Origin of the sequence: Acinetobacter sp. MD2 (genome assembly GCF_035615575.1) — a bacterium.
Taxonomy (GTDB): Bacteria; Pseudomonadota; Gammaproteobacteria; order Pseudomonadales; family Moraxellaceae; genus Acinetobacter.
On sequence record NZ_VTDK01000001.1, the window covers coordinates 460,828 to 480,910 of the forward strand.

The window sequence follows — 20,083 nt, forward strand, 5'->3', positions numbered from 1 at the left end:
ATATGCTTTGCAAGCATGAAATTGCATAACATAAATAATCTTTCTAAATAAAAACATGAGGCAAAAGCCTCATGTCTTACAGTATTATGATTGCATTATTGCCTGCTGTCGCTTATGTCGCTTCGTCACCCAAATCCCTGAAATAACCACCAATAATGATAAAATACCTGTCGAGGTGATTTCATGGGTGTGTTTTGGATCAAATGCCATAATTGTCAAAGCAATAACAATGAAAATGATCACCGCCCAAGTCAAATACGGAAACAACCACATTTTCATACGTAATGGCTTACCTTCTTGAATCAATTGCTTACGCATTCTAAGTTGCGAACAAGCAATCACCAAGTAAACCAACAACGCAATTGCACCTGAACTGTCCAATAAAAAACTAAACACTTCGGCAGGTGCAGCATAGTTCGCAAAAGTACATAAAAATGCAACCAAAGTAGAAAGCAGAACCGCTGCAACAGGTGTATGGTTTGCACTTAATTTTTGTGCAATTTTTGGTGCATCACCACGCTTTGACAGTGAAAATAACATCCGTGAAGCAGTATATAATGCTGAGTTTAAACAACTGGTTACAGCAGTTAAAACTACAATATCAACAATCAGTTTAGCATGTGGAATATTCAAAATTTGTAAAACTGTTTGATAAGAACCCATGCTTGACAAACGCGGATCATTCCATGGCACAAGACTGACCACAATAAAAATCGATACCAAATAAAATAGTGCAATCCGCCAAATCACCGAATTTGTTGCTTTAGTAATTTGCTTTTCTGGATCTTTTGATTCACTTGCAGCAATTGTGACAATTTCAGAACCCATAAAAGAGAACATAGTTGTTAAGATTGCCGCAATCACAGTGCCCCAACCTGTTGGTAAGAAACCACCACTGTTATATAAATGCTGAATACCACTCACCTGAGGGTTCGGTGAAATGCCAAAAATTGCAGCACAGCCCACAACAATAAAGACAATGATTGAACAGACTTTTACCGTTGCTAGCCAAAATTCAAATTCACCGTAATTTTTAACACTAAATAAGTTTGTAATCGTTAGAGCCGCAGTAATTAAAAATGCGAGTAACCAAATTGGAGCGGTTGGCATCCACGAGTGAATAATTGCCGCTGCTGCATTGGCTTCAAAAGGAATAACTAAAACCCAAAACCACCAATACAACCACCCAATGGTAAAACCCGCCCACTTTCCAATGGCGCGGTCGGCATAAGTTGAAAATGAACCACTATCTGGTTGTGCAACTGCCATTTCAGACAACATTCGCATCACCAAAACAACCAATGTTCCTGCAATTAAATAAGAAATAAGTACAGCAGGCCCTGCCGAAGCAATTGCATGGCCTGAGCCAACAAATAAACCTGCGCCAATTGCCCCTGCAATTGACAACATTGTGACATGTCTATTTTTAAGACCTTGCGCTAAGGCGGCATTTTCCATAAAACGAACCCTTTACAATCTTATCTTGAATAAGATTTATTTATATCGCCAAACGATTACGGAAATTCAATTTGACCTGTGCAAAGGTACAGTTTAAAAATATGTTTATTTTGCTTGGTTAAATCGATAATTCCCTGTTTATTGCATCTAATGCTTTACCTATATTCCTTTAGAAAAACACTAGAAAAGCAATCATTACAAACAATTTGACGAGTAACTCACTATAATCTGCATAGTTTTTAGATAAAAACTCAGATTATACTCCTTTTTTTGTTTTTATTTTCAACCAAAATATTATGTATTAAAAAATAAAGTACTGATTTATATTAATTAAAAATATAAAAGTAGCTTAAAAAGCTACTTCTGAAATTTAGCTCATATCGTGACGACCTCGACTAAGGTAGTACACGTCTTAATGTCACAAAACATTGGCTCACTTTATCGGCAGTACAAAACTGAATCGTGTCGGTATTTTGCCACTTCACAAAGTATTGTGTTGCTTCGCCCGATTGATCCTCTTTATTACCAGAACAATCGGTTTGATTATTATCGTATTTAATTTGCATAGCCAATGCACCTAAGTTTTTATTTTCATTTGAGGGTTGATAGTCATAAACTCCTGTTGACCATTCCCCCGCACTTTTAACAATAACTTGGTTACCAGATTTAAAATTATAGTACTCTACACAACTTTTATTCGGAATTTGCATGCCCCATAAACCTGCAATTGCAGGACGAACCACAATATTGATGCTATCCGTATCTTTTGTTGCTCGTTCGGCAGAGGCCGCCAAAACCATAGTACTGCACATCGACAAAAAACCGGCTATCATTAATTTTTTCATACGTCTTTTGGCCTTGATCTAATAGCAATTAACTTAACATAGTTATTTTAAAAGTGCTGTTACGATAACGCTTTACACACATTTTTCTACTTTTAGATGATTATAATTGGCTTACTGGATGCCGAGGTAACCCATAAACAAGCGGCATGGCACATAAAACCAATAAACTTGCACCAATAAATATTGACGGGCCTGAATAAATTTGCCAATAATGACCTGCGATTAAACTTCCTAAAGCAACGCCAATCCCCCAAACAGTACTATATACAGCCTGCCCTCGCCCTTGCTGCGAAGGATCAAATGATGCTGAAATCAAGCGCATCGCAATCACATGAAAAAGCCCAAAGCTGAATGCATGAATCATTTGTGCGAATACTTGCACATAAATTAATTGAGGAAATATCCCTACCATTAACCAACGTAACGATGTCAGTAACAAACAACAACCAATCAATTGCCGCCAACTAAAACGATGTAATAGCTTAGCTGCATGTGCGAACATTATAATTTCTGCAATTACACCAACTGCCCAAAATATACCAATAAAAGTCGTGGTATACCGTTGCTGATGCATATAGTTACTATAAAAACTATAAAACGGGGCAAATGAGCTGAGCAAAATAAATTCAATAATAAAAAAAATCGCAACATGTTTCTGCCGAAGAATAGACAGTATAGGCGTCAACCGTTGTTGTGCTTTAGGTGCTGCATGTGGCTCTTGAACAATAAATGCCCACAAAAAAGTGAAAAGTGAAACTCCAAGCAAAATAACAGGTAGGAACTGAATCGAGATAAGGTCAAGAGCGTGCCCCGTTCCAAAAACAGCAACAATAAAACCCACCGATCCCCATTTGCGAATTTGGCCATAGCGCTGTGTTTTTTCATTTCCCAACCAAAACAAAGTGACACTTTCAAACTGTGCCAAAATTGCATTTTGAAAAAAGCTAAAGACCAACATCAGCATCGCAATATATTGAAATTGATTTGGAATCACAAAGACAGCCAACCAAACCATACTTTCTACACAGGTCGCAACGCGAATCAACAGCATCCTTTTGCCTGTTTTATCCGCAACCCATCCCCACACTAAAGGTGCAAAAAAGCGTGTCATAATCGCAATAGAAGACAAAATACCAATTTGTTCAAAACTCATGCCTTGATTTTGTAAATACAAATTCCAAAATGGCATAAACACACCAATAATGGCGTAATAAAAAAGATAAAATCCTGAGAGTTTAGTGTGGATTGAAAAGTTAGGCATGAGATCGATTTATCGCTTGGAGCGATTAAAACTTAAATATATCAATGGGAATATATAGGCTTAATCACATTTAGAAAATGTCTTTAAGCCTACAATGCTCTATTAAATCGTTTTACATGGATTATGTATTTCTTTCACTGCGGCTGCCGAAGTTGCTAGGCCACCAAAATCTTTATATTTAGTAAAATTTTCACGAATATCCTGCTTAGAACGCTGAATCATCGCATTTGCCATATCATGCACATCAACATTGGTTAAACCCGTAATGCGTTTACGATCTTGATCATTTTTCAGTGCGCTATTGGCACGCTCAATACTTTTATACGAAGATACAATTTTATTAGACGTTATATAAATTTGATAATCGGTTGTTGCCTTACACAAACCCACTGATTCTTGTCGAATTTGCTCTTGTAACGTTTTTGAATGGATTAAAGTTTCAATAGAATCATTCTTATTTACAGTTTTATTCCGAGCATTGATCACCAAATTTTGGGTTTTTATTGAACCACTCACGCCATTATTACGCACTTTTTGTACTGCTTCTTTTATGTATTGTTCTTTCGAAAAATCTGCATAATCATTTAAATAACGATTAAAAGCACCAATAAATTCTGTACCACAACTTTTTTGAATAAATTGATGTCTTTTCTTAAAACGCTGCATAATTGCATTACGCTGTGGCTCATCCATATCAGGGCGGCTTAAAAATGCCACCGCACGAACATCATTATATAAATCTTGGTCTAATGCTGATGGATTAGATCTTAATAGCGTATTTTTGCCACCAAGTTGCTGATACTCAGGCATATCATAACGTTCATAAAATCCATGATTTTGCTCAAATTTACGATAATCTTGATCACTATAATTATCTTTGATCGCATAAATTCGACATTTTAAATCTTTTTTGAGTTTGTAATTTTCAACTAGAACTTGATATAAATCATTGGTACGGTCAATATTATTTAATTTACTTATTTTATCTGGATTATTTCGCTCTAAACATTTTCGCCAATCACTAAAAGCGATTATACCATTTTGGCTCACACCACATTGATAGACATCATATTTATAAATCATTTTAGGATTTTTAGAAACTGCACTTACTTTCTTATTAAAAATATCTTCAACAAGCCCAGCATGTGCTGTCAAACTTAAACAATAAAGTCCAAAGAAAAAAACTCCTTTGTTCATATTCCCCCCAAAAAATGACAGATGAAAAATAAAAATAAATTTATATGATGATTTCGAATGAGACTCACCTTTCAACCCTACACATTGTTTTATGTCAAACTGTGTATTTGCCAAAAATAGCTCAAATAAAGTTTCAAAAAATGTTAAGTGTAAAAGATAAAAATATTTTTCAAAATAATAACATACATCGATCATGGCAATGGAAATAATTTTTCTTTTTATAAAAAATCGCCTCATAACGTTATATAAAATTAGAACTTAAAACACACTTCTTGCATTAGAACCATTACAAAATAAGTTGGTAATCATTTTCGAAATAACAAGATGAATACTCACCTTCAACTAAATATAGTGAATGATGAACCAATGTATTAAGTGCAATACAATCATCTATATCCACAATCGCATCTGTATGTGGTTTAAACCAATGCTGTTCAATTGCTAGTTTCCCTTGAGCCTTAGCATCTTGCTCATTTTTACCCGCAACAACCACATATTTATGAATTTCACCAAATTCATGCGGCAGATAAGCGCCTAAGTTAATTAAAAATAATTTTAATTTATGTGCTGATGAATCTGTTGACTCAAATGAAATTCGATAATCAATACCATCATAACTTACACCCTCAATTCTCATCCAAGCATCAACATGCACATGCTGCTTTGAACCAAACCATTGTTGCTTCAAACATGGAAATGCTGAAGCAATATCTGTACTAATCACAGGAATCAGATCATGCACTTCAATATTCGCCTGTTCATGCTTACCACCAAGTAATACAAGATATAAGTTCAATTTAGACATTATTTTCTCAAAATTTCATGCTATGCATAAATTATACATTTTAAAATTCAAACACATACCATAAATTCAGTTTGATCTTATAAGTTAAATCGGCAACGAGCAAAATTATACATCCTGCTTATTAAACCTATTGCAGTTGCAATGAATCATGCACGAAGTATTGATAGCTAGTATCAAAGCATATTCATAATAATACTACGCTCACCTTACAGATTTACATGCTCTCAATTTTATACCTCGATTCAGCCAATAGAACTCAATAACACATAAATTTTACATCTTCTTCATACAAGAAAAACGCATCAAAGCTGCAATTTTTATTATAAAAAACCTCGCTAAAATAATAAATTACATAAAAAATTGCATATGATTCATACAACAATATACAGCGCTATAAAAAACCACTACAATTTCAATTGTTTTTCTAAGTTTTACTTTTATTTTGAGCCGTTTGTATTTCAATATGCATAAACTTTCTTTCCATCATATTTTCCGCACCTTTTCTATTTTGGCACTTTCTGTCGGCTTAGTAGCATGCGGTGATAAATCATTGTTTTCTCATGACGATGATGAAAAACATCTTTCTGAAAAGCAGATCAAACGTCTAATTCCTGCACATGTCCACGACCGAGAATCGTGGGCGAAAGATATGAATCAAATTATGGATGAGCTTAAAATTGAGAAAAACAAAGAAAATGTTTGTAGCATTGTGGCAATTGTCGACCAAGAATCAAATTTTGTTGCTAATCCACAAGTGCCGGGACTGGGTCAAAAAGCAGTTGCAGCGGTTAACTCTCGTTTACAAGAAAAATTTACCGACAAGCTTGGTACAACCTTAGGCACGCCAATTGCCAATTATTTTGATCAAGTTTTGAAAACTCAACCAACACCAGAAAATAGCTATTTAAAACAAATGGCAAAAGTGAAAACAGAAAAAGACTTAGATATTTTATATCGCCAAATTTTTGATTATATGTCTAAGCATTATCATGTCAGTGCACTTACAGGCGCAGCAAAACTGGTTGGTAACGATATTGGCGAGCGTATGAATCCAATTACCACGCTAGGTTCTATGCAAGTCTTGGTGCATTATGCCCAAGACCACCAAAAAGACCGCATGAACGTGCATGAACTACGCGACTATCTTTATACCCAATATGGCGGTATGTATTACGGCATACATCGTTTAATGATGTACCAAGCCGATTATGACAAACCTATTTATCGGTTTGCCGACTACAACTCGGGCATGTATTCAAGCCGTAATGCATCTATCCAAAATGGATTGCGTCGTTTAACCGATACAGACCTTGCTTTAGACGGCGATTTATTAATTTACGATAAAAATGAAGATATTCAAGCCACCCAAAGTAGCTCAGAACTGGCTTTTATTAAACTTTTCACCCAAAACCATGTTGTAATTACCCCACGCCAATTACGTAGCGACTTAAAACAGGAAAAAACCGTCGATTTTGAAAAAACCCAAACTTATTTGGTACTACTCAAAATTTATAAGCAACAAACTAGCAAAGATTTACCATATGCAATGATGCCACAAGTGATTATTTCAGGGCCAAAACTTAGTCGTGATTATAATACCAATTGGTATGCAAGCCGTGTCAATGGACGGTTTGAAAGCTGTATGCATCGTGGGCGAAAAATTCGCTCATGAGTCAATCACTCGCATTGTTCGACTTTGATGGCACGCTTTATCTAGATGATAGCTTTACTCAATTTATTTTCTTTACGCTTTCTAAACGACATATTGTTCGTCGAGGCATGGCGATTCTACCGTGGATTCACGCCTATTATGCCAAGCTGTATCCCGCGCCTTTAATGCGACAAAAACTGTATCAGCAGATGTTTAAACGACAAAAATATGCGCCGATTGAGCATTTAGCACATCAGTTTAGTCAACAACTATTTAAAAAACTCAATCCTGTGATGTTAGCACAACTCAAACACCATCAAGCCTTAGGGCATACGGTGGTGATTGTTTCAGCCTCACTCGATTTATATTTACGTCCAATCAGCCAACTTTTGAAGGTTGAATTAATTTGTACAGAAACACAACAACATCAACACCAATTAACAGGTCTATATCAAAGCCCTGACTGTAGTGGCGAAGAAAAAAAATGTCGTATTCAACAACAGTTTCAACTCGAACAGTTTGACCACATTTATGCTTACGGCAATAGCCATGAAGATATTGCGATGCTCAGCCTTGCAGGCCACCCCTTTATGGTTGGTTTAGATAAAAAACTGCCCTTATTAGCCAATCATCAAAACCTATAACAAAAGGGATCTATTAATTTAGATCCCATATTTGGCACAATGAAGATAAATTAAGCCACTTTTGGACAAATGCTTGAAGCACCCGCCACTAAACTTTGAATGCTTTCAGGATGGAAATGAAGGGTGAGCACATGATTTTCAACATGAATCTCATATTGACGAATCAATGGTCGCATGCCTCGCTCTGTATGAATTTGATATTCATCGGCAATATTTAAAATACTTTCAAGATTAATTGAACTTGATGCGCGATCATGCCCAAAGACCCGATGTTGAATCGTTTGTAAATTAAACTCGGCATCCGTTTCAGGATGCTGACGCAAATACTCCTCTAAAAATGAAACCAAACGATGCGCGAAGAAAAAATATTCAGGTTGATGTGTATATTCCATATTCATTTCAAACTCCTTAATCACAACATTTCTTACTTTCCTTGAAACTCAAACATAAGAATATAAGATTAAAATTTTCTTAAAACAAAATACTTGTTACACAAATTATCACAATACGATTATTTAATTACACCTCCAAACTATGCTCACTTTTCAAGCATACAACATCCAAAGCGATTTCACCAACATCAACACTGCAATTATAATCACCACTGTCGCAAAAATTCGTTGAATGAATGATGTTGCTAAGTATGCAATTGCACAACGTCCGACCAACAATCCAATCAAACAACTCGCACTAAAATAAGCACTCACCGGCATAGGATAATGAAAACCATCTAAGGCATGTAGAACAATGCTCATTCCACCAACTAAGCAAATGATCATTAAAGAGGTTGCAACAATCTGTTGCATGCTTAAATTGGTGGCTTTTTTTAAAGCAGGAATAATCACAAAACCGCCCCCAACCCCCAACAAACCTGTTAAAAATCCCGCCAATACACCAATCGCTGAAAGTACAAGCACACTATACATATCCCAAATCAACTTGCCTGTCTGCGGGTGAATCCGACACGGTGGATTATGAAATTCTTCATGCTGAGCGCTAAACATTCGATATGCCACCACTAGCATGGTGATAGCAAAACATAACATTAGCCATACTGTTGGAACTTGGTGACTCAAACCAATCGCAAAATGTGAACTTGGGATGCTCATGATGGCAATCCAAATTGCAGCACGATAACGCACAATACCTTGGTATAAGCCTTGTAGGCTACCAATGAAGGTCGATAAAGTCACCGCAAGCAAGCCCACAGGCGCTGCTTGTGCCACCGTCCAACCTTGGCTTGCCATAAGCATAGGGACTGCAAGAATTCCACCACCTGCACCAGTTAAGCCGAGCAAGCAACCAATCATCAAGCCTGAAATCAGTAAAACTAACATGCTGTTTTTGTCGCCATAACGACTTTTTGTTTAGGTTTAACTAGCCATTCTCGACCTTTGAGCATGCCCTGCCAATAAATTGCAGGCAAACATTGGGCTTTTAACATCCATGCCAATCCACTTGCTTTACGTCCATCTAGCATCCATGCAGGAAAGGTCGGCAATAATTTTCCACCATAGCCAAACTCTGCCAAGACCACTTTGCCACGCTCTACGGTGAGTGGACAAGAACCATAACCATCGTATTGATAAAAATCCTGACGCCCATGTAAAAATAACAATACATTCATTGCCACAATTGGAGCTTGCTTTCTGGCTGCTGCCATGGTTTTAGCATTGGTTGTATTTAAAACATCCCCCACACCAAAAATATTGGCATAACGGCGATGTTGCAACGTTGTAGGTTCAACATCAAGCCAACCATTTTCATCTGCTAGCGGGCTATCGCGAATAAAATTTGGGGCGTGTTGTGGTGGCACGACATGCAATAAATCAAAATGAGTTTCTATTTCAATACTTTGATTGCCATTTTGACAACGAAACCATGCCCGTTTCGTTGCACCATCCACCCGAATCAATTGTGACTCAAAAGACAATTGCACTTGGTATTTTTGCATATAACACATCAACTCAGGCACATAGTCTTTAACCCCAAACAACACTGCACCTGCATTATGAAATGCGAGCGAAATATTGGTTAAAACTCCTGCTTTTAGCCAATAATCAGCGGCCAAATATAAGGCTTTTTGCGGCGCACCTGCACATTTTATGGGCATAGGCGGTTGCGTAAAAATGGCTTTACCATGCTTTAAATTTTGCAACAATTGCCATGTGTACGGCGCTAAATCATAACGATAATTTGATGTTACGCCATGTTTTCCCAAAGTTTCAGGCAAGCCTTCAATCGCATCCCAATCTAGGGTTAAACCTGAACACACAATTAACACTTGATAGGCAACCATCGTCCCATCTTGCAACACAAGGTGCTGCTGCTCGGGATGTATGTGTCTAACTGCTTGCTGAATCCATTTTGCACCAACCGGAATCAGCTCTTGCATTGGACGTGCGGTTGAAGCTGCATCAAAAATACCCCCGCCTACCATCGTCCAACCTGGTTGATAATAATGCGTTGTTGCAGGGTCAATCAGCACAAGGTTTAAATAGGGCGAACGTGCCAATAAACTTGCAGCGACGGCAATGCCTGCCGAACCTGCCCCAACAATCGCCACCTGATACGACATCATTTCATTTTTTTCTACACTTGAATTCATCTGTCTTAGCCTTGCATGTTTTGCTTCGCTGTTGCACCACACGCCTGATTCGCAGGTAAAGCCTCAGCAATTTTGGCAGGATAAGCCAGTTTTAAATTCCCCATTAACGCAATAAAGGCATCACGACTTTGCTGCTGTCCTAAACGTGCATTATGTTCACGTTCATGACCAATGGTTGATGCGCGTTTGCCATGATAATCATGTGCAGGATATACCACCGTCTCATCTGGTAAGCTAAAAAGTTGCTGCTGAATACTGTCATATAAGCGCCCTGCATCCCCACCTTGGAAATCGGTACGTCCACAACCATTAATCAGCAAGGTATCTCCTGTAAAAACAGCATTGCCACATACATAGCTCATACAAGCATTGGTGTGCCCAGGGGTATAACGGGTTTCAATTTCAAGGCTGCCCATACGAATGATACAACCATCACTTAATAGTAAATCGCCGCATGCAACATTCGATGCCCGATGTAACACCGTTTTAGCCCCCAATTGATCGCGCAGCAAACTCGCACCTGTAATATGGTCTGCATGCACATGAGTTTCTAAACTATAGACTAGACTCAACCCCAATGCCGATAAACGCGCGACGTAATGTTCAACTTCTGACTGCACAGGGTCAATTAAAAGTGCCTGTTGGCTATGTTCACATGCCAATAAATAGGTATAACTACTGCTCTGTGACTCAAAATATTGTTCAAAAATCATTTTAATTGTTCCAACGGTAACGTTTAGTTTTGAGCAAAAGCCATGCCAATCATTTTATTTTTAAAATTTACTTAAAAATCATATAAATATAAAATTAAGAAAAAACACATATGATTGAGCCGTTTCATTGATGTTTCACAATAATCAAATTATGATTAATATTGAAACACCCATGAAACACAGTGAAACAGAGCTCCGAATGACGCATCTTTCTTTTGACCACCTTGAACACGCACAAGTTTTTTTTCAGCAATTACAGCAACTTTTTACTGATACCCAAATTCTTGTGTTGAATGAGCAGCATAAATGCCTGTGGTCATCAGATTCATGCGCTGTAACATTCAATTTTGAAACCGTCGTATCAGAACATTTTGGCTATATTTTAAATATCAATCAGCAACCCGGCAGGCTGTTGTTATTGCCATTACAAACGGTGCAAAAAAATACCACAACACAATCGCTTTCTGCTGAGATTCAGGCATTAGCACAACATTTCAATGGCTTTTCGCCTGCCATGCTCAGCATGTTCTCTATTATTCAACGTGTTGCCAAGACACAATTTCCTGTGCTTGTACGTGGTGAATCTGGCAGCGGTAAAGAATGGGTTGCCCGAGCAATTCATGAGCACAGTGACCGCAAGCAACATCCATTTATTGCCATCAACTGTGCAAGTTTAAATATTCATTTACTTGAAAGTGAATTATTTGGTCATGTCAAAGGGGCTTTTACAGGCGCAATTCGCGAACATAAAGGCGTATTTGAACGTGCCAATGGCGGCACTTTATTTTTAGATGAAATTGCCGAGATTCCTTTAGAACTACAAGCTAAATTACTGCGGGTTTTAGAAACAGGCGAATACAGCCAATTGGGCGGTGAAAAGACCTTAGTTAGTCAGGTTCGGATTATTGCTGCAACGCATCGGGCATTGCGCGAAGAAGCACGACTTGGCAGATTCCGCCAAGACCTGCTGTATCGTTTACGCGTCATCCCAATTTTTGTACCACCACTTCGTGACAGAAAAAGTGACCTGCCACATCTTATTCAAACCATTTTAACCGAAAACTGTTTATATCAACAAAAAACTGCGCCACAACTTAGCCTAACAGCGCTCAAAACCTTGGTTGATTATGATTGGCCGGGCAATATTCGTGAACTTAAAAATACTTTGCTATATGCGCTCACCATGGCACAAGGTAAAACAGCCATTGATGTTGCGGATCTACCTTACGAAATTTCCAACTTACAACCTGCTTTGGATTTTCAATCGCATACCCCCGTATTGTCACCAAACATGAGTAAAACTGAATTAGAAACTTTACTGAAACAGTTCCCTCACGACTTAAATCAAGTTGCGAACGTGCTACAAATCAGCCGTACTACTTTATGGCGTTATCGTAAAAAATGGGGAATCTAGAAATAAATAAGTGCCTTATATACATCTATTATTGATTTTTATGAAAAAATTAAAGCAGGTAAATAGGCAATAAGCTTAAGAATTAAATGTGGCTCGTGCCAAACACGCCGCCACATTCCTTATCCATAAAACGATCAAACCCGACTGAGCATATTATAACAGTTAAAAACGTCATATTTTTTGATTACAAAACTCGAATGTAACGCCACGACATTTTCAATTTTGGCAATGCGACGCAGCAAAATTTCACTATAGTCTTCCATATTTTTAGCGACCAATTCAACAATAAAGTCGGCACTTTGCCCTGTAACTAAATAGGCATTAATCACTTCTGGAATGGATTCAATTTGCTCAAGAAAACGATCAAATGTTTCGCTGTCGTGTTTATTCAGTGAAACTTGTAATAAAATATGCAGCGTAAACCCTAATTTAGCGTAATTAATCTCACGCTTTAAATGGGTCATAATATTAGCTTCAATTAAATGCTTAATACGGCGGTGTACTGAACTTACGGATAAGTTAATCCGCTCAGACAGTTCATTTAGATTTAAATCTTCATGGGTAAGAATTTCAAGAATTTGTTTGTCATAGCGGTCTAATTGCATGTTATTTCCCTGTTTATCATAGGAAAAACAAAAAGAACTAAAGATGTGTAGCAGTGATATTTTAAGAGTCAAGGGAAAACCAATGTTTACTTTTAATACAACTCAATGTAGGTAACATTTGAGTCTATTCAAACAACTTGTGGCTGTTTGCGTTTAAAAGCCGAACCTAACCTTTTGGGTATGGTCAATGCTGATCTCCCAATAGCATTGTACCTGTCGTCCGATCCCCATCACACCCTGATTCATACTATAGCGATCTTCATTTCGAATTATTTTTCTTTATCTAAGCGATTTCATAGTAATAAAGAATTTTTTCTCACTTTTCAACACAATTATGAAAAAAATAATAATTTAGATATTTTTTAATCAATTTTTTTTCTTAAATTTGAGTTTTTAATGAAATTTATGGCAATTTCAAACACCACGCCAATCCACCCGAGCATGACGATGATGGACATAAGTTTGTATGACGTACTGCCCCAAAGGTAAGTCTAAAATAAACTGTTGCAACAATTGTGTTTCAGGGTCAAGCGTAGTGCTTTCTTCTAACTCCCACGGCGTTGCGTCAATATTAAGGAGCGGCGCTAACATACTGCACACTGCAATATCGGCCAAACTCAAGCGTTGTCCCACCATAAAGGATGCAGCTGTCGGGTAGTGATCATTTAGCTGCAATACAGCATTTTGAATCTGCTCTTTTAGTTGTTGCTTACGTTCAATATTTAAATCAAATCCTTTACTTAAAATAGTTTTAAACAATGGTTTTGAATAACGTGAAAATTTGCGTAAATACCCTGTTTCACCCAAAGCAATATCCATTGCCTGATCTTGTTGCCATGCTTCACTTAATAACCACTGATGAATCAAAACACCTAAAGCATTGCACTGTGTATCTATAGCTAAAATTTGGCTACGTACGGATGTACTCGCCCCCAACAGCAAATATTCGGGATAATGCAAATCTAAATATTCGGCAATTGGTGTGGAATTGGCAATCCAATGCTGTTGATCTTTTAATATAGGTAAGTTGGGCTGCCCTGTTTTAAGCCGAGCAAATGCCTGATGCCAACCTGGAGTTAAGTTTTGAGCAACATAATCAAGTTCTTTATAATCCAGTAGCCATCTTGCTTTCTCACAAAAATGAGACAACGGAAACTGGTATAAAATACGCATAATGGCAATGCCTCCAATGGCATAAATCATGATTTTTACACCTTGCTGCTTGAGATATATGCAATCACATTCAGACAACAAGGTCTATTTATAAGGTCTACTTTAGACAGCCGTACATAAAAACTCAATTGCATTTTATTCAGTTTTGCTTAAATATCGTAGCTTTGGCAAATCAATTGCAAATGAATAGATTAAGCTTATGCAAAACAATCAACAGCGCCTGACTTTAAAATGACTTTGTAGTAGAATAAGCCCCAATTTTGATAACAACTTTTGTGAGTCTTGCATGGGTTTTAATTGTGGTATTGTAGGTTTACCAAATGTGGGCAAATCGACCCTATTTAATGCATTAACCAAAGCAGCAATTGCAGCGGAAAACTTTCCTTTTTGTACCATTGAACCAAACACAGGCATTGTTCCTGTACCTGATGCACGTCTAGACAAACTGGCAGCAATTGTAAAACCACAGCGTATTTTACCAACCACAATGGAATTTGTAGACATTGCAGGTTTAGTGGCTGGTGCATCTAAAGGTGAAGGTCTAGGCAACCAATTCCTAGCCAACATTCGTGAAACCGACGCAATTGCACACGTTGTACGTTGTTTTGAAGATGAAAACGTCATTCACGTTAATGGTAAAATTGACCCACTTGATGACATTGCCACCATTAACACAGAACTTGCTTTAGCAGATTTAGATACCGTAACCAAATCATTATTACGTCTTACTAAAACAGCAAAAGGTGGCGATAAAGAAGCGATTGCAACCAAAGCAATCTTAGAGAAAATTTTACCGTTATTGAATGAAGGTAAACCTGCCCGCGCCGCAGATTTATCTGATGATGACCGTAAACTTTTACGTGGTTATGGCTTATTAACTTTAAAACCAACCATGTATATTGCTAACGTTGCTGAAGATGGTTTTGAAAACAACCCTCATCTTGAAGCTGTACGCCAACTTGCAATCGAAGAAAATGCAATTGTTGTTCCGCTTTGCAACCAAATTGAAGCTGAAATTTCATTGCTTGAAGATGACGAACGCGCAGAATTTTTAGAAGCAATGGGCATGGAAGAACCAGGTCTAAATGTGGTGATTCGCGCAGGTTATAAACTTCTTGGCCTACAAACCTACTTCACTGCTGGCGTACAAGAAGTTCGCGCATGGACTGTAAAAATTGGTGCGACTGCACCACAAGCGGCAGGTGTCATTCATACCGACTTTGAAAAAGGCTTTATTCGTGCTGAAGTTATTGCTTATGACGACTTTGTTGGATTTAACGGCGAAGCAGGTGCTAAAGAAGCAGGCAAATGGCGTTTAGAAGGCAAAACTTATGTTGTTCAAGACGGTGATGTGATGCATTTCCGCTTTAATGTCTAAGATAATTGACATTATTTAAAAAGTCGCTGTTCATCAGCGGCTTTTTTACTTTTAGCGAGAACCAATACAAGAACATCTTTTCACAAACTTTTATAGACTAAAATCAAAAAATATAAACGCGGTATATTTAACAAAAACTTGAATTTTACAAAGATTAAGTCACAATAAAAATAAATCAAAGGTTTGGTGCGCAATATGAAAAACTACAAGTATCTGCCATCCTCAAATCAACCCAACGTTGAACTTAGCCCGTTACACTGGATTTCGCGTATTCATTTTAAATATACGCAAGAAATTGATGATATTTTAAAAAGATATCAGCTTGATGCCTCACGACATTGGTTAATGCATGCCATTTATAACGCCCCTAATGCGAGCATCTCACAACTGGCTGAAATTCTAGCCTATAGAATGTCTACGACGACTAAATTAGTGCAACGATTAAAAGAACAAAGTTTTGTTGAAACGCATCCTTGCAGTGAAGATGCCCGTATTACTCGAGTCAAATTGACTCAACAAGGTCAAGATAAAGTCATTAGAATGAATGAATTACTTGAAGTAAAGCTGTCGAATACTTTTGAAGGACTAACCGCATCACAAATTGAAAAATTAGCCCAACAGCTGAAAAGACTCTTTCAAAATTTAACACGCTAACTAAAGACGATATTTAATTTTGATGTCTTTTCTACAGCTTAATTGCTGCCGATGCGTTGCGATATGTGTTGTCATCATCGCCATAACCTGATGATGGTCAAATCCTAAACTATGTGCTCTCATAACCACATGACTTGGTAAACTAAAGAAAAAATACTCTAACTCATCTTCAGATACCTGAGAAAAAAGCTGTTGCTGTTCCAAAAAGACTTTAAGTGATTGTTTATTGTTCTGCACTGAAATAGAAGCTTCTTGCCAATAACGCAACCGCATCGCCATCAAGTTATTATGTTTATAACTCAACCCTCTTTCCTTTTTTTCTAAAGACAATGTCTAAATATAGACACATCATCAGTAAATGTCTTAAGACACCGCAGCACTTTTGTAAAGATACGTACAATGTCGTACTAAACATAGCCAATCACATGTAATTACGCCGTTTTGATGTCACTCAGAATCGATTTTCGATATAATAACACCTCTATTGTTGATTTTACGCTCAACCGAAGGTGATTGAATGTCTGACCGCAAAGATAAATTAAAAAACTTAAAGACATCTTCTGTTGACCGCCGACTATCTTTAGTCAAAGCCTCTTTACTTGCAGGAACACGTTGGGCAACTTCTAATGCAACCACAATGTTCTCAAATGAAGAAGAAAAAGAGCGCAAACGTAAAAAAGCCTTAAAAGACCAAGCCGAATACCTTGTCGGTGAAATTGGCAAACTCAAAGGTTCAATTGTTAAAATTGGACAAATGATGGCACTTTATGGTGAGCACTTTTTACCTGAAGAAGTCACGCAGGCCCTAAATAATTTAAACAACCAAACGGTTGCACTTGAATGGAGTGCTATAGCTCCACATTTAAAAGCACAATTGGGTCACAAACTCGACCAACTTGAAATTGACCCAGAGCCAATTGGCACTGCCTCACTTGCACAAGTACACCGGGCAAAACGTAAATCGGATGGTTTAGATATTGTCTTAAAAATTCAATACCCAGGCGTTGCTTCTGCCATCGATTCCGATATGAATCTATTTAAAAGCATGCTTAAACTTACGCATTTAGTACCACAAACGCGTGAGTTTGATCAGTGGTTCGAAGAAGTCCGCGAAATGATGCATCGTGAAGTCGATTACAAAATAGAAGCGGCAACCACACGCCGTTTTGCCAACTACTTAAAAGATGATCCACGCTATGTCGTGCCACAAATTATTGATGACTATTGCACCCCACAAATTTTATGTATGACCTTTGAGCAAGGTTTAGCTGTCAATAGTCCTGCGGTATTATCTCTACCACAACAAAGACGCAACCAAATTGCCGAAGCTGCTCTTGATATCGCCATTCGTGAACTATTTGAATGGGGCGAAATGCAAACCGATCCTAATTTTGGCAATTATTTAGTTCGCATCGGCAACGGCGAAGCACAGCTTGATCAAATTGTACTCCTCGATTTTGGTGCAATCCGACAATTTGATGATAAATTATTAAAAATTGCACATGGGTTGATTGCTGCTGGGTATAAACATAATTTAGAGATGATGGTCAATGCCATGACAGGTTATGACTTTTTCGACCTCATTCCACCCAGTATTAAACCGGATATGGCAAAAGTATTTTTACTTGCCACAGAACCGTTTAGCTGTTTAGAAAATAATGCTGATTTTCCTGCGGGCGTCATGGACAATATGAATCGCTACCACTGGAAACCAAGTCAGTTACACAGTCGCGTCATGCAACGTGCTAGCAAATCTATGGCGTCACGTTATTTTAGTGTTCCACCCAAAGAGTTTATGTTCATTAGCCGTAAATTTATTGGTGCTTATACCTTTATGACCGTGCTTGATGCACAAACGAATGTCAGAAAAATTGTCCAACGTTTTATATAAGCACTTGTCTCAACAAACTGCCTTTCTTTCATTTCCAACCGAGTGAGATTATGCGCTCGGTTTTCTTATTTTCCTCATTGTTATATAAAACAATCTAAAATCCGCTTGGCTGCGTAGGCTAAAATTTATCACCAACTGCACCAGTTTTGATAAAAATATGGACGTGTTTAAATAAACATTGGTTAATATCTATTTGGTATATTCTAAATCAATCAAGATATTGTAGTGTTACATTCATATAAAAAAATTCTGAGGAGAATAAATGGATCATCAAGATCGTTTAATGATGGGATTGTACTACTCACTAGGTGGAATTTTTTTAGGGTTGGGATTCGCAATATTCACATCATTTTATTTTAGCACTTCATTTAGTTCGGTTAAAATAGTGATAATCACTGTAATATCTTGCTTCATTACTGGTTACCTATTTCCAAATTTTGTGAGAAATATATTTAGATACTTTTGGAAATTTTTTGTCGATTAGCAGTCTAACCTCTATTTTTACAAAAACTGATTTATTGCCCAAATTAAAATTAGGATCAACGTATCCTTAAAACACCGCCAAAAACTTAAACTGCACCTATCATAAAAATAAAAAAACGTCCGATTACACATATCGGACGTTTTGAAGAAATAAGAATCAATTTAAAGTGAACAATAGTTCATCCATTTTATTTAAAAATGAACCACACTACGAATTGATTTACCTTCATGCATTAAATCAAAAGCGTCGTTAATTTGTTCTAATGGCATGGTATGCGTTACAAATGGCGCAAGTTGAATTTCACCTTTCATTGCATCTTCAACCATTGTTGGCAATTGTGAACGCCCTTTAACCCCACCAAATGCAGTACCTTTCCAACTACGCCCTGTTACCAATTGGAATGGTCGAGTCGAAATTTCTTGGCCTGAACCTGCAACACCAATAATAATCGACTGCCCCCAACCACGATGTGCACACTCTAAAGCTGAACGCATTACATTCACATTACCAATACATTCAAATGAATGATCAACACCCCAACCTGTCATTTCTACAATGACTTGCTGAATTGGCTTATCATATTCTTTTGGATTTAAAAAGTCAGTTGCACCAAACTCTTCTGCCAACTTGAACTTTTCAGGATTGGTATCGACTACAATAATACGACCAGCCTTGGCTTGACGTGCGCCTTGTACTACAGCCAAACCAATACCACCTAAACCAAATACGGCAACACTGTCGCCTTGTTGTACTTTGGCAGTGTTATGCACCGCACCAATTCCTGTCGTTACGCCACAGCCCAACAAGCAGACTTGCTCAGGATTCGATTCAGGGTTAATTTTTGCCAATGAGACTTCGGCAACCACCGTATATTCGCTAAAAGTTGAACACCCCATATAATGATAAATTGGCTCGCCATTATAAGAAAAACGTGTCGTACCATCTGGCATTACCCCTTTACCTTGGGTTGCGCGAACAGCGACACACAAATTGGTTTTACCTGAGGTACAAAATAAGCATTCCCCACATTCGGCAGTATAAAGCGGAATGACATGATCGCCAGGCTGAACACTGGTCACACCTTCACCTACTTCAACCACAACACCTGCACCTTCATGCCCTAAAATAGCAGGAAAGACCCCTTCAGGGTCATCACCTGAAAGCGTAAAGGCATCCGTATGGCAAACGCCAGTATGGGTAATTTTAATTAATACCTCACCCGCTTTAGGTAGTGCAACATCAACTTCAACAATTTTAAGAGGTTGGCCTGGACCAAAAGCAACAGCTGCACGTGATTTCATA

At 37.7% G+C, this 20,083-nt stretch carries 18 protein-coding genes and 1 pseudogene; 6 read left to right on the top strand and 13 right to left on the bottom strand.

Annotation, left to right across the window (positions count from 1 at the left end; all coding sequences use genetic code 11):
- Positions 1–84: 84 nt before the first annotated feature.
- The 5 genes from gabP to FXN70_RS02210 all read right to left on the bottom strand — a co-directional run bounded on the left by gabP (position 85) and on the right by FXN70_RS02210 (position 5,566).
- Entirely contained in the window at positions 85–1,458 is a 1,374-nt protein-coding gene (gene gabP / locus FXN70_RS02190; protein ID WP_324645780.1) for a GABA permease, read from the bottom strand.
- A gap of 395 nt (positions 1,459–1,853) precedes the next feature.
- Positions 1,854–2,303 carry a hypothetical protein gene (locus tag FXN70_RS02195; RefSeq protein ID WP_324645782.1) on the bottom strand — a complete coding sequence of 150 codons (450 nt, stop codon included), beginning with the start codon at positions 2,301–2,303 and terminating at the stop codon, positions 1,854–1,856.
- A gap of 100 nt (positions 2,304–2,403) precedes the next feature.
- Complete coding sequence (locus tag FXN70_RS02200) at positions 2,404–3,564, bottom strand: MFS transporter (protein ID WP_324645783.1); 1,161 nt, start codon at positions 3,562–3,564, stop codon at positions 2,404–2,406.
- A 102-nt stretch (positions 3,565–3,666) separates the two neighbouring features.
- Positions 3,667–4,875, bottom strand: a complete 1,209-nt coding sequence (locus tag FXN70_RS02205; protein WP_324645785.1) for a hypothetical protein — start codon at positions 4,873–4,875, stop codon at positions 3,667–3,669.
- A 172-nt stretch (positions 4,876–5,047) separates the two neighbouring features.
- The gene (locus FXN70_RS02210; RefSeq protein ID WP_324645788.1) at positions 5,048–5,566 is read right to left on the bottom strand and encodes a DUF1543 domain-containing protein; all 519 of its coding nucleotides are present in this window, start codon (positions 5,564–5,566) and stop codon (positions 5,048–5,050) included.
- Positions 5,567–6,029: 463 nt separating this feature from the next.
- Here FXN70_RS02210 and FXN70_RS02215 point away from each other — a divergent pair, with 463 nt between their 5' ends.
- Both FXN70_RS02215 and FXN70_RS02220 read left to right on the top strand, forming a co-directional pair.
- Positions 6,030–7,238, top strand: coding sequence for a DUF1615 family protein (locus FXN70_RS02215; protein WP_324645790.1), 1,209 nt, complete (start codon positions 6,030–6,032; stop codon positions 7,236–7,238).
- Positions 7,235–7,861 carry an HAD family hydrolase gene (locus FXN70_RS02220; protein WP_324645791.1) on the top strand — a complete coding sequence of 209 codons (627 nt, stop codon included), beginning with the start codon at positions 7,235–7,237 and terminating at the stop codon, positions 7,859–7,861. The genes FXN70_RS02215 and FXN70_RS02220 overlap by 4 nt, the downstream gene beginning before the upstream one ends.
- A 50-nt stretch (positions 7,862–7,911) precedes the next feature.
- Here FXN70_RS02220 and FXN70_RS02225 read toward each other — a convergent pair whose 3' ends face one another.
- The 4 genes and pseudogenes from FXN70_RS02225 to FXN70_RS02240 all read right to left on the bottom strand — a co-directional run bounded on the left by FXN70_RS02225 (position 7,912) and on the right by FXN70_RS02240 (position 11,182).
- A complete protein-coding gene (locus FXN70_RS02225; RefSeq protein WP_324645793.1) occupies positions 7,912–8,259 on the bottom strand; it encodes a hypothetical protein in 348 nt (115 codons plus the stop codon).
- A gap of 147 nt (positions 8,260–8,406) precedes the next feature.
- Entirely contained in the window at positions 8,407–9,198 is a 792-nt protein-coding gene (locus FXN70_RS02230) for a sulfite exporter TauE/SafE family protein (RefSeq protein WP_324645795.1), read from the bottom strand.
- Positions 9,192–10,433, bottom strand: a pseudogene (locus FXN70_RS02235) (pyridine nucleotide-disulfide oxidoreductase); the annotation flags it as partial. The gene FXN70_RS02230 and the pseudogene FXN70_RS02235, both read right to left, overlap by 7 nt.
- 41 nt (positions 10,434–10,474) lie before the next feature.
- Entirely contained in the window at positions 10,475–11,182 is a 708-nt protein-coding gene (locus FXN70_RS02240) for an MBL fold metallo-hydrolase (RefSeq protein ID WP_324645796.1), read from the bottom strand.
- Positions 11,183–11,381: 199 nt separating this feature from the next.
- Between FXN70_RS02240 and FXN70_RS02245 the strand changes: the two genes are divergently transcribed.
- A complete protein-coding gene (locus tag FXN70_RS02245) occupies positions 11,382–12,596 on the top strand; it encodes a sigma-54 dependent transcriptional regulator (protein WP_324645798.1) in 1,215 nt (404 codons plus the stop codon).
- A 134-nt stretch (positions 12,597–12,730) separates the two neighbouring features.
- Here FXN70_RS02245 and FXN70_RS02250 read toward each other — a convergent pair whose 3' ends face one another.
- Complete coding sequence (locus FXN70_RS02250; RefSeq protein WP_324645800.1) at positions 12,731–13,201, bottom strand: Lrp/AsnC family transcriptional regulator; 471 nt, start codon at positions 13,199–13,201, stop codon at positions 12,731–12,733.
- A gap of 414 nt (positions 13,202–13,615) precedes the next feature.
- Positions 13,616–14,374, bottom strand: coding sequence for a glutathione S-transferase (locus FXN70_RS02255; RefSeq protein WP_324646056.1), 759 nt, complete (start codon positions 14,372–14,374; stop codon positions 13,616–13,618).
- A gap of 286 nt (positions 14,375–14,660) precedes the next feature.
- Here FXN70_RS02255 and ychF point away from each other — a divergent pair, with 286 nt between their 5' ends.
- Both ychF and FXN70_RS02265 read left to right on the top strand, forming a co-directional pair.
- Entirely contained in the window at positions 14,661–15,752 is a 1,092-nt protein-coding gene (gene ychF / locus FXN70_RS02260; RefSeq protein ID WP_324645801.1) for a redox-regulated ATPase YchF, read from the top strand.
- A gap of 195 nt (positions 15,753–15,947) precedes the next feature.
- Complete coding sequence (locus FXN70_RS02265; RefSeq protein ID WP_324645803.1) at positions 15,948–16,406, top strand: MarR family winged helix-turn-helix transcriptional regulator; 459 nt, start codon at positions 15,948–15,950, stop codon at positions 16,404–16,406.
- On the opposite strand, the gene FXN70_RS02270 is transcribed toward FXN70_RS02265, so the two are convergent.
- The gene (locus tag FXN70_RS02270) at positions 16,407–16,709 is read right to left on the bottom strand and encodes a hypothetical protein (protein ID WP_324645805.1); all 303 of its coding nucleotides are present in this window, start codon (positions 16,707–16,709) and stop codon (positions 16,407–16,409) included. It abuts the gene before it with no gap.
- Positions 16,710–16,923: 214 nt separating this feature from the next.
- On the opposite strand from FXN70_RS02270, the gene FXN70_RS02275 reads away from it, so the two are divergent.
- Complete coding sequence (locus FXN70_RS02275) at positions 16,924–18,297, top strand: AarF/ABC1/UbiB kinase family protein (protein ID WP_324645807.1); 1,374 nt, start codon at positions 16,924–16,926, stop codon at positions 18,295–18,297.
- A gap of 675 nt (positions 18,298–18,972) precedes the next feature.
- On the opposite strand, the gene FXN70_RS02280 is transcribed toward FXN70_RS02275, so the two are convergent.
- Positions 18,973–20,082 (bottom strand): S-(hydroxymethyl)glutathione dehydrogenase/class III alcohol dehydrogenase, encoded by a 1,110-nt coding sequence (locus FXN70_RS02280; protein ID WP_324645808.1) that lies wholly within the window; start codon positions 20,080–20,082, stop codon positions 18,973–18,975.
- Between the last annotated feature and the right edge of the window lies 1 nt (position 20,083).

Bases quoted from the DNA above. Each gene is read 5' to 3' on its own strand.
- FXN70_RS02225 (WP_324645793.1), bottom strand. From the start codon at position 8,259: ATGAATATGGAATATACACATCAACCTGAATATTTTTTCTTCGCGCAT.
- FXN70_RS02275 (WP_324645807.1), top strand. From the start codon at position 16,924: ATGTCTGACCGCAAAGATAAATTAAAAAACTTAAAGACATCTTCTGTT.
- FXN70_RS02195 (WP_324645782.1), bottom strand. From the start codon at position 2,303: ATGAAAAAATTAATGATAGCCGGTTTTTTGTCGATGTGCAGTACTATG.
- FXN70_RS02200 (WP_324645783.1), bottom strand. From the start codon at position 3,564: ATGCCTAACTTTTCAATCCACACTAAACTCTCAGGATTTTATCTTTTT.
- FXN70_RS02210 (WP_324645788.1), bottom strand. From the start codon at position 5,566: ATGTCTAAATTGAACTTATATCTTGTATTACTTGGTGGTAAGCATGAA.
- FXN70_RS02215 (WP_324645790.1), top strand. From the start codon at position 6,030: ATGCATAAACTTTCTTTCCATCATATTTTCCGCACCTTTTCTATTTTG.
- FXN70_RS02240 (WP_324645796.1), bottom strand. From the start codon at position 11,182: ATGATTTTTGAACAATATTTTGAGTCACAGAGCAGTAGTTATACCTAT.
- FXN70_RS02250 (WP_324645800.1), bottom strand. From the start codon at position 13,201: ATGCAATTAGACCGCTATGACAAACAAATTCTTGAAATTCTTACCCAT.
- FXN70_RS02280 (WP_324645808.1), bottom strand. From the start codon at position 20,082: ATGAAATCACGTGCAGCTGTTGCTTTTGGTCCAGGCCAACCTCTTAAA.
- FXN70_RS02245 (WP_324645798.1), top strand. From the start codon at position 11,382: ATGACGCATCTTTCTTTTGACCACCTTGAACACGCACAAGTTTTTTTT.
- FXN70_RS02255 (WP_324646056.1), bottom strand. From the start codon at position 14,374: ATGCGTATTTTATACCAGTTTCCGTTGTCTCATTTTTGTGAGAAAGCA.
- ychF (WP_324645801.1), top strand. From the start codon at position 14,661: ATGGGTTTTAATTGTGGTATTGTAGGTTTACCAAATGTGGGCAAATCG.
- gabP (WP_324645780.1), bottom strand. From the start codon at position 1,458: ATGGAAAATGCCGCCTTAGCGCAAGGTCTTAAAAATAGACATGTCACA.
- FXN70_RS02220 (WP_324645791.1), top strand. From the start codon at position 7,235: ATGAGTCAATCACTCGCATTGTTCGACTTTGATGGCACGCTTTATCTA.
- FXN70_RS02230 (WP_324645795.1), bottom strand. From the start codon at position 9,198: ATGTTAGTTTTACTGATTTCAGGCTTGATGATTGGTTGCTTGCTCGGC.
- FXN70_RS02265 (WP_324645803.1), top strand. From the start codon at position 15,948: ATGAAAAACTACAAGTATCTGCCATCCTCAAATCAACCCAACGTTGAA.